Origin of the sequence: Bacillus sp. LNXM65, assembly GCF_002998575.1 — a bacterium.
Lineage (GTDB): Bacteria > Bacillota > Bacilli > Bacillales > Bacillaceae > Bacillus.
Map to the genome: position 1 here is coordinate 233,842 of NZ_PVRB01000003.1, position 16,268 is coordinate 250,109.

Genomic DNA, 16,268 nt, shown 5'->3' on the forward strand with positions numbered 1-16,268 from the left:
ACATGCGTAAAATTAGTCCTTCTGTCCTGTGATCGGACGTTCGGATAGTTGATGGAGCTCAGGAACTGGAAAAGCCTCCTGCTCCTCGGCCGATTTGTCTTCTAGGGCTTTCTTCATCTCGGATAATAGCTGTACGCTCTCCTTTGCCACTGCTGCTTTTTTCTCCTGCAAACCAATGATCTGTGAAAGTCCGACGAATAAACCGCCTCCAATAAGAAGGAGCGCAGGAGTTTGTCCATAATAAATCACGATCAAAAATGTGCTCGAAAAGCTGTCGGCTTCAATGAAGAAATCTTCTTTTGATTGCATGAATACAACGACTAACAGGAGTATTCCTAGAATCAAAAATAGAATGCCGGCCGAAAGTAAAGCTCGTTTCATGATTGACACCCTTTTTTTCTTACCATTTTAACATACTCTATCAGGATTGTGTTGCGCCCTTAGTCCCGAAGTCACGGATTTTCACATTTGCTTTGTAACGAATATCTGATTCACTAAATATCTCATCCCAATGTTTTGCTTCTTTTCGAAAGTCCTTTGGGAAGGCAATACTCGCCTTTTGATAAAACCCGCAAATATCTGCTTTGATCTCATGCTGTAATTCCTCGATGAAATCTTTAACGCTTTTCTCTAATCGACGCTTGACAACGCCTTCGATTTCTCTGAGATACTTTTCATTAAAAGCGTTTTCGCGTTCATTCCAATCCTCAGACAATCGCCCATCAAGCTCCACTGACACATCAAATTGATATTTTCCACTGGCTGATTTATGGGTTTTGATATGGTGCTTGATTTTGAAAATCTCAAAAGAATAGAGGCTGTGATCATATTCAAATTCAATGACCCCGCCTTCTCCGTCCCCTGTTAACAAATTATATGACTCCACTGCTGACGGAGAGATATTGGTGAGAAATCGTCTATTCTTAATAATAGAGGCACCGTCGAATATTAATTTTCCTTGATCGACGCTGACTTTCGGAAGAGCAAAAGATACATTGTTTTGCATGGCAGAAGAAATATCTCCTAATGAGACCGTCTTGAACATGGAAATGGTCGTTTTTCTGTTTTCTGAAAGATCGTATAAGGTCGAAGAGGCTGGCTGTCCGTTGTCATTGATTTTCAGCATGTCCCCAGGTTTCTCAGAGGTCATAAAGACGAGGCTTCCTCTCCGCGTTTCATTGTCTCGAATGAATTGATTAATGACGAGGTCGAAATTATTCTCATTGATGAGCTCCTCAGAAAACAAATACACCCTTAGCTGCTGGGCGAAAATGCGGTGGCTTTTCAGCGCCGTTGTGCGGAAAATTTGATGCATAGAATCCCCGCTTGTTTCAATGATTTTCGTAGGGTCTTTGACGCTTGCTTCCTGATCAATCTTTTGAGGAACGAGGACTTGCATAGACACCTTTAATTTATGTCCTTGGTCCCCTTTATCTACTGCAAACCCAATCGCCATGTTGAGCTCCTCAATATTTATACTATCCCAGCAACCGCATAATAAAACCAGCGTCAATAGAGCACAAGCTGCCTTCTTTTTCATGCTGTTTTCCGCCTCCTTTTGAAAAACACGATAATAAATAAGAGAAACGGGAGAATGCCGAACAGCAGGAAAAAGAGGTTGTTCACATAGGTTAAATAATCTCGCACTGTATCGACATCCTTTGGGAAAATCGCTGCAAAGTAAATGACAATTCCCATTAGAGCGACGACTACCTTTTTAGGAAACTTGGTCAGTCTGGATACCCCGATTGCGGCAAAAAATGTATATCCGACAAAGCTTGTATACAGCTGAACCAGCCAAACGATAAGCAAAAATGATTCAATTCGTTCAATAAAAATCCCCTGAATATCAAACGATTGGAATAAGGCAATGGTCGGCCAAGTCAAAGTCGCCGTTTCTTTGACCGTCAGCGCACCTATCACAAGAATATAAGTGAAAATATAAATAATCGCAGGAATCAAAAAGCCGACTGTTCCATAAGCAAAAGTGTGTTTTTGCGTGTTCATATAAGCAGGCATAAACAGCATCATTTCAATGCCGACAAACGATATGGCTGATGCATTAAAGGAATTGAAGACAGGGGAGAACCCCTCTCCTAAAACGGGCCGGAGGTTATCTAACTTAAATTCTTGCAAGCTAAGTCCGTAAGCGACAAATAAGATGATGAGCGTCACAATCAAAATAAAAGGAAAAAGCCTGGCTAAATCACCAATCCCGCCAATCACAAGATAAAAACCAACTATAATAAAGCTGATCATTGTCACCGCTACAGGCGTGTTTTGAAGCAAAAAGAATTTCACCATTTCCGACATCGCTCGTACTTCATAGCTGGCGACGCCAAGAAAATAAATAATAATCAAGAGGTTGGCAAGAGCGCCAATCCATTTTCCAAGCCCCTCGTTCGTATAATCATAATAAGAGGAGAAGGGGACTTTTTTCATCATGAGGACATTTGCAAAAATAAACACAATGTAAATGACACTCATGAGTAAGAGTGCAATCCAGCCGTCAGGTGTAGCCGCAGCCTGAGCCATTGATCTTGGTAGAATCATCATACTTGCGCCTAGTGTTGTATTGGCAATAATGGCACTTGCCTGATAGCTGGTAATCGACTCTTTATGATTGACCATGTCGTTCTCCTTTCTGTTGATTTTTTAAAGGCAATCGAATAATGGAATTGTCTTCGTTTTTATAGCTGAACACAAAATCTGGTGAGAAATAAGGCGTGCCAAAACTTTTTTGCCGCGTGAGATGAGTAAGGAGTACAAGCATAAACAGCACAATCCCATATAAACCAAAGGTAGCCGCAGTAAACATGGACACAAAGCGGAGCACGCGAAAGGACATGCCCATCCCATATTGAGGAACAGTAAAGGATGCAAGTGCAATGACACTAACGATAATCACCATAATCGAGCTGACAATATGTGCCTGAACGGCAGCCTGTCCAATGACAACCCCGCCAACAAGTCCGATCGTTTGACCGAGCGGATTTGGCAGCCTTAAGCCAGCTTCCCGCAGCAGCTCAATGGTCATCTCCATGATGAGTGCCTCGACAATGGGTGAAAAGGGGACATTTTCCCTTGTGCTCGAGATTGTAATAGCCAAAGTGGTTGGCAAAAGACCTTGATGAAACGACACAAGCGCAATATAAATGGCTGATAGAAATAACGTCAGAAAGATCGAGGTAAACCGCAGCAAACGAATAAGAGAGGCGGCGATCCATCTTTCATAATAATCATCGGGTGATTGCATAATTGTCGCAAGGGATGCAGGTACAATTAACACAAAAGGTGAATGATCGACAAAGATGGCGACCCGGCCATTATTTAAAGCAGATGCCACTTTATCCGGCCGTTCTGTGTTTTGAATTTGCGGGAAAGGAGAATACACATTGTCTTCAATGAGCTCCTCAAGAACACCAGAGTCCTGTATATCATCAATGGTGACTTGCTTGAGCCGTTTTTTGACTTCCTTTAAAACAGGCACTTGAACGATACCGTCGATGTACATGATGGTCACCTGAGTGTATTTCTGTAGACCAATCTTCATATCGACGGTTTTGAGATCAGGATTTTTCAAGCGCTGTCTTACAAGCGCTAAATTCGTATTTAAATCTTCAATAAAGCCAATTTTTGGTCCTCTCACGACTGTTTCAGAGGTAGCATCCCCTAAACTGCGTTTCTTCGTTCCATGCGTTTCTAAAATATACGCATGCTGAAATCCATTAATGAGCACCACGCAATGCCCTTCAAAAATCGCATCGACCAATTGTTCAGAGGTCTTCACCGAACGTGTGGTCATCATCGATAAATTGGATTCCAGCTTCTCTTTTGTGAGAGACGTATGATCTTGGAGAAGCAGCTTCAAAAAGGTTTGAATCTCCATCTTTTCGTTCATTTCTTTTATGTATAAATAGTAAACGACTTGCCCGTGAGGCAGCGTTTTTTTCTCATGAACCAAATCGTCCATTTCCTTTAATTGCGGGAGAATGACGGAGAGATTATCGTATAAGTGCTCTTTCAATGGAGTCTGATTCAAAAGGATCACCCGCCTCAATAACTTTTTCTTAGCATTACCTGCTTGAAAAAACAATATTCTGTGTTACATTATTTTGTGGTAAAAGAAAGAATGAGGGTTTTGGAGGAAACAAGATGGCGCAAATTCGTTTAGCAGGAACAAAAGAGGAGATTGACCGTATTCTACAGTCGTTTGACAAGCATTATGAAGTGACATATACATCAAAGGATTACGGAAAAACGAACCCAAAATACAAATATTCGAAAGATGTCCGCGTTTATATTGAACTAAAATTAAAATAAAGATAAAATTTTAATTGAAAACGCTTAAAGGATTTTGGTTTTTTGTATAGAATAGAGTTGAGTGATGAGAAGCTATGGAGGGATACATAATGACGGAATTTAGAATCGAAAAAGATACAATGGGCGAAATCAAGGTGCCAAAGGACAAGTTCTGGGGTGCACAAACACAACGAAGCAAAGAAAATTTCAAAATCGGTTCTGAGAAAATGCCAAAGGAAGTTGTGAATGCGTTTGCAATTTTGAAACGTAGCACGGCGATTGCCAACGAACGTCTTGGCAACCTTGAGAGCGAAAAAGCAGAAGCAATTGCTGCTGTATGTGATGACATCATCAGCGGAAAGTATGACGAGCATTTCCCGCTTGTTGTATGGCAGACAGGCAGTGGAACACAAAGTAACATGAATATGAACGAAGTTGTTGCAAATAGAGCAACTGCTTACTTGAAAGATAAAAATAGTGAGTTCAGCATTCATCCGAATGATGATGTCAACCGCAGCCAAAGCTCAAACGACACATTCCCAACTGCTATGCACGTGGCAGCTGTTTTAGCTGTGTATAAAAAATTATTGCCGGCGATTGATCAATTAAGAGCCACTCTTGATGAGAAAGCAAAAGCGTATCAAGAGATTGTTAAAATCGGTCGTACGCACTTGCAAGACGCAACACCACTGACAGTAGGTCAAGAGATTAGCGGCTGGGTGTACATGCTGGATCGTTCAAAAGAAATGATCCTAGAATCAACTGAAAAAATGAGAGAGCTTGCGATTGGCGGAACAGCTGTTGGTACAGGGATTAACGCACATCCTGAGTTCGGACAATATGTCGCTGAGGAAATCAGCCAACTGACAGGTCAAACATTCAATTCTTCACCAAACAAATTCCATGCGCTGACAAGCCATGATGAAATTACGTATGCACACGGTGCCCTAAAAGCACTTGCAGCTGATTTAATGAAAATTGCCAATGATGTGAGATGGCTGGCAAGCGGTCCGCGCTGCGGAATTGGTGAATTGATCATTCCTGAAAATGAACCAGGAAGCTCCATTATGCCAGGTAAAGTCAACCCAACTCAAAGTGAAGCTTTAACAATGATTGCAGCACAAATCATGGGGAATGATGCAACAATCGGTTTTGCCGCTAGCCAAGGAAACTTTGAGCTGAACGTATTTAAGCCGGTCATCATTTATAACTTCTTACAATCAGTTGAATTACTTGCTGACGGCATGAACTCATTCCATGACAAGTGTGCAGTTGGAATTGAACCAAACCTAGAAACAATCGAGAAAAACTTGAACAATTCATTGATGCTTGTGACGGCACTCAACCCGCACATCGGATATGAAAATGCAGCGAAAATTGCAAAGCTTGCTCACAAAGAAGGTTTAACATTAAAAGAAGCAGCACTTCAATTAGAGCTCTTAACAGAAGAGCAGTTTGAAGAGTTTGTGAAACCAGAAGAAATGGTGACACCGAAAGCAAAATAATTAATTATTATATTAAATTAAAAGACCTTTAGAAGCCTGAACAGGGATCTAAAGGTCTTTTATCATTTAATTAGAATGAACTATTTTTCAAATTCACATCATATTAACTTTTGATTGTAAATGTGCTAGAATATTGTATTATGTGAACAAATATGGGAGTAATTTAACTCTTTTATCTAGAGTGTTACAGTTTTTAAAAAATTATGGGGGAATAATCTTGGAAATTGAAATAAAGAATAAAAAGACTTCTAAGACGATAGATATAGAATTTGACGAAAAAAAAGAGCAGATTGTATTAATAAATAAAAGTGATGAGTCTAAGGTGATAGAGTTAAAGACGTGTGTGATAGGTGGAAATGAAAAAAAATGTTTATTGGATATAGACTTCTTGCACCATTATGATGAAGATGAGTACTATTTTTGTATTTTAAATTTAAATAATGGTGAAAAGAAACCTCTGTATAACTACGATAATTTTAAGCACATATTTATATCTGACGTGAATCCGTTTTTAAATATGGAAATATTTTGTGAAGAAGTGGACAACTTGCTAAGCATGTCGTTAGTGAAAAGTGAGAATTTAGTGAAAGTGAAAGCGGCAGATTTTACGAATAAAACTTTTAATGCGGTCTTAGATGTCGCGGAGAATCTTAACTTAGCATTCTTTAAAACATATTTAGTCCTCAAAAAAAGAACTCATCCAAATTCTTATGGTAAATACAAAAATGATGTATTGGTAAAACAATTAAATTTACAACAAGATGTTGATTTATATTGGAAAGTGAATGCAAGTATTCCAGAAGTTTTTTTGTCACAGGAAGAGATGCGAGAAATATATGATTTTTATATAAGGTTTACTGATGAGAAAAAAGAAATTGATATTAATCTCAAACTTTATTATAACTTTTCAGATCAATATAAATACGCTGAATTTGAAAGTTTGAAATATAAATTATTTAGCACAGTTTATAATACTCTCTCTTTAATAATAAAGATGGAAACAGAAGCTTTGATCTCATCGATTGAAAAAACTGATAACACTATCGTTATCTCTGGAGCAATTCTAATACCCTTAGAACAAGAGAAACATAAAGTTACGAGAATATCTTTAATAGCTTTGTTAGGTGAAAATGAATATTTTAGCATTTGCCCACAAGTCGAAAGCATCAACGGATTTTTTCAGTTTAACATTAATCCGAAAGTGATTAAAGAGTATGAATTTTCCGAATGGAAAAAAATATATGTTCAGATAGAAAGAGAGACCAATTTGTTTAGAATACCTTTGAAATTTTTAGATTTTCATAAACAAAAGCAGCAATATTTAATTGGACAGAAATTATTTGAATTTAAAAAAACGAACGATTCTAACAGTATATTTAAATTAAAACAAGTAGTAGGTGCGAATAATGGTTATTAAAAAATTGTGGAAGCCTAAAAACTCCAGAATGATCTCTTTGGAGTCTTTTGACCTCAGTCAAACAAGTTTAATAGAATTAAAAGTGAAGATTAATGAATCTATTAAGCGAGAGAAGTTAAATATGAATCAACTTTTTTTGCTTTTTCGTAATAGGTATACAAAGCAAGAAGTGAAAGCAAAACCAAAAGAAATTCAAGAGAATGACAATATCGATATTACATATATTATAAATAAGGAAAGTTTTAGAGAAGTTGGGTATTGGGACGCTTTTGTTGTTTCTAAAAAAAAAGAATATAGAATACATGATGCTATTACTTCAAAATATGATTCGACTTTTTATTTGGATAGAATCAAACAGCAAGAGATAACCTTTTATTCCACTATTAAAGACAATTTATCGATTCGTATCTCTAAATTAGAAATCAATTGCCAAATAAACAAGGTAGCTTTTAAAAGTAATAATAGTATATTACTTTTTGAAGGACTTATAAAAAATATTGAATTAGAACAGATTAACGAGATAAATCTCATTTTGACTTCAGAAAACCGTACGTTATTTAACAAAAAAGTGAACATTACAAAAATTGAAGAGGCGAATAAATTTGAGATTGAACTTAATTTAGAGGAAATAAAATATTCCATGAGAACACCTGAGAAAATCTCTTTTTATGCTGAAGTTTTGATGAAATCAGAAAAGCAGACAGTCCTTATATCAATGGATAGTAATACAATTTTACCAAATAAAACAGTATATTTTGAAAATAACACCATCAGCTTTGAGCGCATTGAAAGGGAATTGAATAATAATGATTTTTTCTTAAGGATAATGGAAGTAAAAGATCACTATGAATTAGAAAGTGTGTATTTCAAGGATGGTTATTTGAGATTAGCTGGAGAATTAACTTCTGATTCTGTTGAATTTAGTATTAATAATGTTTTATTTATCAATCGTTCAACTAAAGAAATAGTTGAAGTACCAATTAATAGAGAAACTCTGCATATTAACATAGCTTCACTAATAAAAACAAGTAAGTTAAATGCGGGGATTTGGGATATTTTTGTTGCAACACAGGTTGATAATTTTAGAGTAGCTAAACGACTTGATGATATTATCAATAAACAATCAATCGTGTCGCTCCCACAAAGTATGATAGAAGACGAAAGTGATGAATTATTATCTGTTAAACCATATTATACTTTAAATAACGAATTATCACTATTAATTCGCAAAGTGGCCACTCAAAAAGCAATTCAATCGTATATGATAGATCAAAATAAGTTACTAATAAAGGGACTTTTACATTTTAATAGACCTTCGGATGGACAAGCATTTGATGATCAATATCCAGCCTCTCTCTTTATCAAGCTTCCATATAAACAAGAAAGAGTGCAGTTAAAAGGACATGTTAAGTTATCTGAAAAGTCTAGAGCATCAACAGATTATTTTCTTGAGTTTAGGAGTGAAGAGGTACCTTTAGAAACGTTAAAAGAAACGATGACTAATATTCATTTCGATCTTGTGAAATTAAAAATCTCTTTCAACGATTTTTTTATCGATGTACAACTTAATATTGATCCACAAAAAGAAGTTTTTTCAATGGAAGACAAAATAAGAGCAGGAAACTCAGTCTTTTTAAAACTGTTAAATAACAAATTTATTTATAAAATCTTCAATAAAATTTTACCTATTAATAAAAGGGCGATAGTTTTCCAAAGTTTTCATGGAAAAAGTTATTCTTGCAACCCAAGAGCTATTTATGAAGAAATGATGCAATCAGAAGGTGACTCGTATAAATATATTTGGGTGTTGAATAACAGAAGACAAGAAATTACTTCTAATAAAAATACTATTATTGTAAAGCCTGGTTCTTTAATGTATTTTTATCATTTGGCGAGATCTAAATATTTTATAAACAATGGGAATTTTCCAGACGTATATATAAAAAGGAAGGGTACTTACCATATTCAGACTTGGCATGGTACACCGTTAAAGAAACTTGGATTTGATATAAGTCCCAATTCGCCATCGTACAAAGAAAACACTTCGAATAACTTAATGAAGAGAAATAACAGGTGGGATCTTGCTGTTTCTCCTAATACATTTACTTCTGAAGTGTATAAGAGTGCCTTTAAATACAAAAATAAAATAATTGAATCTGGTTATCCAAGAAATGATATTTTTTATCAAGAGAATAATAAAAAAATCATTGATATCAAATCGGAATTAGGAATTAAGTCAAACAAAAAAGTGATTCTGTATGCCCCGACCTGGAGAGATTATGATTTCCATAATAATAAACAAACAGAACCTTTTCAATTCAAATTTGATATTGAGCGTTTTATTGAAAAATTTGGGGACGAGTACGTCTTATTAATGAGACTCCATTATAGAGATGCATTACGTGCTCAGATTAGTAAGTATGAGGGTGCAGTTATTAATGTCTCAAATTATGATGATATTAAATATCTGTATTTGATATCCGATATACTAATTACCGATTACTCTTCTGTCATGTTTGATTTTACTAACTCAAATAAACCAATTATTTTCTTTGCTTACGACATTGTCAGGTATTCCTCTGATTTAAGAGGGTTTTATTTTAAATTCAGGGAGAATGCACCTGGACCAATAGTTACTACAGAGCAAGAGTTATTTAAGGCGATTCATAACATTAAGCAAATAGAATTTTTATATAAAGATATATATGATCAATTTAAAAATAAATATTGTAATTTTGATAATGGGAATTCCTCGAAGCTCGTAATAGAAGAAGTGTTCAGAAGGAGCGAAAAATGAAAAAATATTTTCTTGTTATGAATATATTTGGTATGGGAGGGACTGTAAGGACCGTTTTAAATACTGCAAATTATCTTGTAGACAAAGGGGAAGATATTGAAATTATTTCTTTATTTAAGAGACAAAGAAAAGAGTTTTTCTATATTGATCCTAGAATTAAAATTACGGTCTTACATGATGTGACTTCTTGGAATGGACAAAGAAAAAATATTAAAACTAAAATAGGTAATTATCTACTGAAGAAGAGACCTATATTAATTCATCGTGAAGAAGAGGCACTCCACTTTTTTTCTTTAATGTCCGATTTTAAACTCTATTCGTTTATTAAAACAATAAAAGATGGAGTTTTGATATCTACTCGACCAAGCTTCAATCTATTAATTGCAAAGTATGCAAATAAAGGTGTTTTATTAATCGGTCAAGAGCATTTGAATTTTTCAATCTACTCCAAAAATATGCAACAAGCAATGCTGAAATTTTATCCTAAATTAGACTATTTATTAACCCTAACTGATGATGATACAGCTGATTATGTGAAAATGTTTAAAAATACAAAACTTGTTGTGAAAAAACTAACTAATTCAATTCCCGATATAGGTGAACTGCAGTCACCATTAGATTCCAAAACAATTATAGCAGCAGGCCGTCTAGTCGAACAGAAAGGTTTTGACCTTTTAATCCAATCATTTAAACAAGTAATCAGGACACACCCAGATTGGAAATTGAAAATATTCGGTGTCGGGAAAGACAAGGCTTATTTAAATGAATTACTAATAAAAGAAGAACTGTTTAATCATGTGTATCTCATGGGCCCGACTGATAACATTCAAGAAGAATTATTAAAATCATCTATTTATGCTCTGAGTTCAAGATATGAAGGTTTTGGTATGGTCATAATTGAAGCAATGCAATGTGGCGTTCCAGTTGTTAGTTTCGACTGCCCAAAAGGTCCTTCTGAAATAATAGATTCATATAATGATGGAATTCTTGTAGAGAATGGTAATATAGATCAATTAGCAGAAGCGATCAATTATTTAATTGAAAATCCCCTAATTCGTAAAGAAATGGGTGCAAAAGCAAGTGAGAATGTAAAGAGATTCTCAACCAGGAACATAGGAAATAAATGGATTGATTTATTTGGAGAGATCGAGAAATCTAGTATCCACATTAGGAGTTGAATAGCTTGAATTATAAAGTTTATATGCTTATGTTCGGAGGGATCCCAGCTAAACCAACCGGATTAGCTACCTCTGTAATTAGAAGAAGTAACGTCTTTTCCAAAAATGATATTGAAAACGAAATTCTCGTCCATAACTGGTATATAGACTATGATGAAAGTATTAATTATTTACAAGATAATAATAAATTACACCCTAAATCAAAGGTTAGGTTTATGTACAATGAATTGGCTGGAGACAGTCAAAGAGACAATCGAACAATCATTAAACATAGTCCAGATGAGCTTGGGTGGGTAGCTGAAAAAGATGCTGACAAAGATAATGTTTATAGGTGTTTTAAAGATGGGCTTTATTTGAAATTTAAATGGTATGCGGAGGAAGGACACTTGAAATTTATTGATTACCTACTTCCTAATTTCACCAGAGAGAAAAGAGAGTGGTATGATAGTAAAGGATATGTTAGAAAGATTGAGTACATGGACTACTCAACAAACACTCCAGCTAGAATCACATATATTAACAAAAAAGGGAAATGTTATTTAAGTATATCAAAAAATCCAAAGAATAATAAAATAATTCAAATTCATTTGTTTGATGAATTAGGGGGTATAAAGGGGAAATTTTCAAATGAACTTGATCTAGTTGAGTATTGGTTAGAGAACTACGTTTTAACTATGTCAACTTCATTTCAATATTTAATTTCAGAGTATGCAGTTAATAGACCTCAACTACAGCGCCTTGAAAATAAAACTGCAAATTTAAAAGTGATTTATACAATACATAGTTCTCATCTAGGTTTCCCGCATACTTTTGGAAGTGCAATTCGAAATGATTTAAGGGACTTTTTTAATCATCTCCATGAATATAGTGGTGTTGTTTTCTTAACTGAAGAACAGAAGCAAGATATTATTCGTGAATTTGGTGAAAGTAAAAAATACTATGCGATTCCTCATCACGCCCCAATTATTGATAAATCACACATAACTCGTGATCCATATAAAGTTGTCACAGTTGGGAGATTTGAAAAAATAAAAAACCAGGATCATGTTATAAAAGCATTTCAGAGAGTGATAAAAAAAGTTCCTCAAGCTCGCCTTGAGTTATATGGAAGAGGTTCGCAAGAGGAATATTTAAGATCTTTAATTAATGAATTGAATTTACAAAACTATGTTACGATAAAAGGTTTTTCTGATGATGTCTACAATGTTTTTTATCAATCTTCAATCTCTATTGTCCCATCTGATTATGAAGGTATCTGCCTATCTCTTATGGAAAGCATGTCAGCGGGATGTGTGCCTATCTCTTATGACTTTAAGTATGGACCCAAGGATGTTGTACAAAATGGACTTGATGGTTTAATCGTGCAGAAAGGAAATATTGAAGTATTATCTGAAGCAATTATTGATTTGTTATTGAATAGTGAAAAAAGAGAGGCTATGTCGAGCGAGGCTATTAAGATTGTAGAGAGATTTAGTGAAGAAAGACTAGCTCAAGAATGGAAAGAACTTTTTGAAACGATTAGATAAAGATTATAAAAACAGGCTGTTAAATTCAGATTTAACAGCCTGTTTTATTGTTAAAATAAATGATTACAATCTTACAAATGATCCTCTTTCAAAATACGCAAAAGTGATTCAGAGTTTGTTTGGAGCGGTGCGTATAATTTTAATTGATACAGCATGCCTTTTACGATGACTTGTCTTGGTTTTTGTTTGTTTAATTCATTTTCTAAAATGCCAAGCGCTTCAAATAAATCTGGCTCATCTTTCACGTCATAGTGTGCTTCAGCCTGCTCTCTTAATTCTTTTAAAAGAGATTCTGTCAGCGGGTCGAATGACCGTTCGTAAATAGGACCAAACCAATCGCTCGCTTGATCTACAGATATGAGCGGGATATCATTTCGCTCCATCATACCGCCCATCAAATCATCGATACGGTGAATCATCGTTGCAGCTAGCTCCTCAGCCTCCAGCTGAAAATCATATAAAATCGCAAGCTCGAAATAAACATGGCTCATGCCCTCAATCGTCAAACAAAGATCAGCCATATAAGGAATCGCCGCATCTCCATATACCAGCTTAATGTTATCAATGTGAAGCTGAATGGTGGCAAGTCTGATTTGTTTTGCGAGCTGCTGCGTTTCTTCATTCATTGGCAGTGCTCGATCGCTCAGCTGCATTTTAATAAAATCCTTTTGCTGCAAAATATTATCGTAGTAGACAGTGAGCTGTTTGCGGTAGGCTTCCTTTGGTGTGCCGCCCTCTGTTTGAACCTCATGAATCCGGGTAAATACCTTATCATAATAGTAGTGCAAGATTGAAATGAGCAGTGCTTCCTTTGATTTGAAATAAAGATAAAAAGCACCCTTTGACATGTGGCATTCATCCGCAATTTCCTGAACAGACGTTGTATTGTAGCCTTTGCTGGCAAACAATTTCATGCCGGCCTCAATGATCATTTTTTCTTTCTTTTTCAATATGAATGTCATCCTTTCTTACCGAGAGACAAATGTCTTAGGAAACGTGCGCAAAGAGATGTGACTTATCGGTCATAAACGACGAAAGTTTTCAAAAATTAATCAGATTGTAACTTGTTTTTTACAGTGTAATTCTTTATATTATAAAGTAAGGTGACCAACTGGTCAAAAAATGTGAAAGGATGATGTTCCATGAGAGAAATCGATGATATGATGAGACGCTTGCGAACAAAAGGAATACAAGTAGAAAAAGTCAAAATGCCGAAAGAGACAACCATTGAAAAGAAATGGATGTATCAAGCTGGCAAGAAAATCAAAGCCACATACCGTGATTTCAATGGGTATTCATTCATCTAAAAAAGACTGCGGTCAAAAACCTACAGTCTCTTCTTTGGAACCGTGATCGTATAACGTACACCTAGATCATCATTTTCAATTGATATAGACGCTTGATGCATGGAGAGAATTTTTTTGACAATGCTTAATCCAATACCGAATTCGCCCTTTTTTCCCTTACTAAAAGGTTCGTATAGGTTGGATAGCATATGTTCTTCAATGTGAGGACCGTCATTACGAATGACAATGCATATTTGATCCTCTTCCTGTTTCATTTGGATATCAATTTTACTTTTTGCGTAGCGGAGTTGATTTTCTAGTACATTCTCAAATAATTTGCTCCATTGTTCTGGATCGCCTTCAAGAGCAGCCTCATCATCTAAGTCCACGTTCCACTGCAATTCATTTTTCGACCAGCGTATTCGGTCGACCACTTCCAGCATCGTATTACTGAGTAGGAAGGAAGCATGTGCGGGGTGTTGTTTTGATAAATAATCAAGCTTTGTTAAGTACAGCAAATCCTTGATTTTCTTCTCAAGTTTTTCCGCTTCACCTTCAATGACTTCCACCGTTTGTTCAAGATCTCCCTTAGGAAAAATACCATCTTTAATCGACTGCGTATAGCCGCGGATGACCATGACAGGTGTCTTTAAGTCATGTGATATATTTTGCAAAAGAGTCCGTTCTGTTTCATCCTTTTGAATGAGCTTTTGTCTCATTTCTTCAATGGTATGACCAAGCTTCCCGATCTCATCTTGCCGGTCAACGATGACAGGGTCGTCCCAGTCCTCTTGCGCAATCCGCTTCACGTGCTTTTCAAATGCAACGATTGGACGGGATAAGTAGCGGGCAAGCCAAATCGATGGAATCCAGCTTAATAAAATAACGGTGCCCAGGATAAATATCAGCTGTTTAAACAGCGTAAAGGACAGGTCGTCTCGATAAGAGTCTGGTGCATAGGACAGAAGAATATATTGTGTATTGTCTGTTGATACTTTTTTGATGACAAAAAAGATGTGCTGGCCATTCACCTCTTCAGAATAGCGTTTCGTTGCGCTTTTTTGTTTTTTCACAAAGGCTTGGATTTTCTCAATAAAGGCGTGCGGGAAAAACTGCGTCATTTGGTTTAATTCATCTGACGGAATCAGAATGTGCTGCACCGAGCGGTTTTCCGGTGTCGACTTTGGCGAGCCGTCTCGGTTCAACGGATATTCTGTGAGCACCTGCTGTTCATTTTCGATATTTTTATAAATTTCATTCGTGAAAAAGTTTCGTAATGTGTTGGAAAATAGGATGATCAGGACAATCGAGATCGTGAGCAAAATACCAGAGATGACGACCCAAATTTGAAAAGCGAGCGGTTTGTTCTTCATCCTTTTAGCATCCTATAGCCAAATCCATAGATGGTCTCGACCTTTAAGTCGGGCATTTTTTTGCGTAGCCGTCTGACAAGGTCATCGACCACACGATCTGTTCCGAAGTAATCGTGTCCCCAAATTTTGACGAGGATATCTTCACGAGAAAAAGCATGTCCCTGATGATGTGTAAATAAAAGCAGCAAGTCAAATTCCTTAGAAGTTAAGTTAATCAGCTGATCTCCTTCATACACCTCTCTTACATCCTCATGAATGACATAGGAGGAGACGGGTGTGACGCTTTTCTGCTGCGGAGTATCGCTATTTTTGTACACAAGCTCAAGCAGCTTTTGCACCCGAATGATCAGCTCGCGCGGAAGAAATGGCTTCGCAATATAATCACTGCTTCCCAGCTCTAAGCCGAGGACACGGTCGATATCTGCATCGCGTGCCGAAATGAAAATGACCGGTACGTCAGGTGATGCGGCTTTGATTTCTTTAATGAGTGTGTAGCCATCTGTATCAGGCAGCATGATATCTAAAATCCATAGATGCGGCGGCTTGTTCATTGCCCGGCGTGCCGCTTCTCCGGTTAAAAAAGAGGAGACATTCCAATTTTCACTTTCTAAATATTTGGTTAAAAGTTCGTTTAAGTTTTGTTCATCTTCCACTAAATAAATGGTGTACGACAAAGTCTTCCACATCCTCTCAACGTCATTATAACGGGATACAAAGGCGGCATGTCAACAATCACATGCTTTTTTCACAATTTCACATATTCTTCTCATCATTATCCCATAATGTTTGTTTATGATAAGCTCAAGGGAAAAAAGGGCATAGACAAAAGGTAGATAAATAGGTGCTTTTCACGAATGTGCGCACCTTGCTTTTTTTCTATCAAT

Annotated in this window: 14 protein-coding genes; 7 read left to right on the forward strand and 7 right to left on the reverse strand. The window is 36.2% G+C overall.

The features are described from left to right. Positions 1–12: 12 nt before the first annotated feature. The 4 genes from C6Y03_RS07235 to C6Y03_RS07250 are packed head-to-tail and all read right to left on the reverse strand — an operon-like array spanning position 13 to position 4,042. The gene (locus C6Y03_RS07235; protein ID WP_034659936.1) at positions 13–381 is read right to left on the reverse strand and encodes a hypothetical protein; all 369 of its coding nucleotides are present in this window, start codon (positions 379–381) and stop codon (positions 13–15) included. Positions 382–421: 40 nt separating this feature from the next. Next, entirely contained in the window at positions 422–1,540 is a 1,119-nt protein-coding gene (locus C6Y03_RS07240) for a Ger(x)C family spore germination protein (RefSeq protein WP_106039092.1), read from the reverse strand. Further along, the gene (locus C6Y03_RS07245) at positions 1,537–2,631 is read right to left on the reverse strand and encodes a GerAB/ArcD/ProY family transporter (protein ID WP_060597275.1); all 1,095 of its coding nucleotides are present in this window, start codon (positions 2,629–2,631) and stop codon (positions 1,537–1,539) included. The genes C6Y03_RS07240 and C6Y03_RS07245 overlap by 4 nt, the downstream gene beginning before the upstream one ends. Next, positions 2,618–4,042 (reverse strand): spore germination protein, encoded by a 1,425-nt coding sequence (locus C6Y03_RS07250; protein WP_066030421.1) that lies wholly within the window; start codon positions 4,040–4,042, stop codon positions 2,618–2,620. The genes C6Y03_RS07245 and C6Y03_RS07250 overlap by 14 nt, the downstream gene beginning before the upstream one ends. 113 nt (positions 4,043–4,155) lie before the next feature. Between C6Y03_RS07250 and C6Y03_RS07255 the strand changes: the two genes are divergently transcribed. The 6 genes from C6Y03_RS07255 (at position 4,156) to C6Y03_RS07280 (ending at position 12,725) form a co-directional block, all read left to right on the forward strand. Next, positions 4,156–4,323 carry a YvzF family protein gene (locus C6Y03_RS07255; protein WP_003213147.1) on the forward strand — a complete coding sequence of 56 codons (168 nt, stop codon included), beginning with the start codon at positions 4,156–4,158 and terminating at the stop codon, positions 4,321–4,323. Between the two features lie 89 nt (positions 4,324–4,412). Continuing rightward, entirely contained in the window at positions 4,413–5,807 is a 1,395-nt protein-coding gene (gene fumC / locus C6Y03_RS07260) for a class II fumarate hydratase (protein ID WP_034659931.1), read from the forward strand. Positions 5,808–6,024: 217 nt separating this feature from the next. After that, positions 6,025–7,224, forward strand: a complete 1,200-nt coding sequence (locus C6Y03_RS07265) for a hypothetical protein (protein ID WP_106039093.1) — start codon at positions 6,025–6,027, stop codon at positions 7,222–7,224. Continuing rightward, a complete protein-coding gene (locus C6Y03_RS07270; RefSeq protein WP_106039094.1) occupies positions 7,214–10,021 on the forward strand; it encodes a CDP-glycerol glycerophosphotransferase family protein in 2,808 nt (935 codons plus the stop codon). Before C6Y03_RS07265 ends, C6Y03_RS07270 begins: the two co-directional genes overlap by 11 nt. Continuing rightward, positions 10,018–11,199: a glycosyltransferase family 4 protein gene (locus C6Y03_RS07275; protein ID WP_106039095.1), complete on the forward strand. Its 1,182-nt coding sequence runs from the start codon at positions 10,018–10,020 to the stop codon at positions 11,197–11,199. Before C6Y03_RS07270 ends, C6Y03_RS07275 begins: the two co-directional genes overlap by 4 nt. 5 nt (positions 11,200–11,204) lie before the next feature. Beyond that, positions 11,205–12,725: a glycosyltransferase gene (locus C6Y03_RS07280; protein ID WP_106039096.1), complete on the forward strand. Its 1,521-nt coding sequence runs from the start codon at positions 11,205–11,207 to the stop codon at positions 12,723–12,725. 71 nt (positions 12,726–12,796) lie between these two features. On the opposite strand, the gene C6Y03_RS07285 is transcribed toward C6Y03_RS07280, so the two are convergent. Then, positions 12,797–13,675, reverse strand: coding sequence for a TetR/AcrR family transcriptional regulator (locus C6Y03_RS07285; protein WP_106039097.1), 879 nt, complete (start codon positions 13,673–13,675; stop codon positions 12,797–12,799). Between the two features lie 192 nt (positions 13,676–13,867). Here C6Y03_RS07285 and spxO point away from each other — a divergent pair, with 192 nt between their 5' ends. Beyond that, a complete protein-coding gene (gene spxO / locus C6Y03_RS19150; RefSeq protein ID WP_095285802.1) occupies positions 13,868–14,032 on the forward strand; it encodes an anti-adapter protein SpxO in 165 nt (54 codons plus the stop codon). Positions 14,033–14,052: 20 nt separating this feature from the next. Here spxO and C6Y03_RS07290 read toward each other — a convergent pair whose 3' ends face one another. Next, a complete protein-coding gene (locus C6Y03_RS07290) occupies positions 14,053–15,384 on the reverse strand; it encodes a sensor histidine kinase (RefSeq protein WP_060597272.1) in 1,332 nt (443 codons plus the stop codon). Next, the gene (locus C6Y03_RS07295; protein ID WP_066030424.1) at positions 15,381–16,058 is read right to left on the reverse strand and encodes a response regulator transcription factor; all 678 of its coding nucleotides are present in this window, start codon (positions 16,056–16,058) and stop codon (positions 15,381–15,383) included. Before C6Y03_RS07295 ends, C6Y03_RS07290 begins: the two co-directional genes overlap by 4 nt. Positions 16,059–16,268 lie beyond the last annotated feature (210 nt).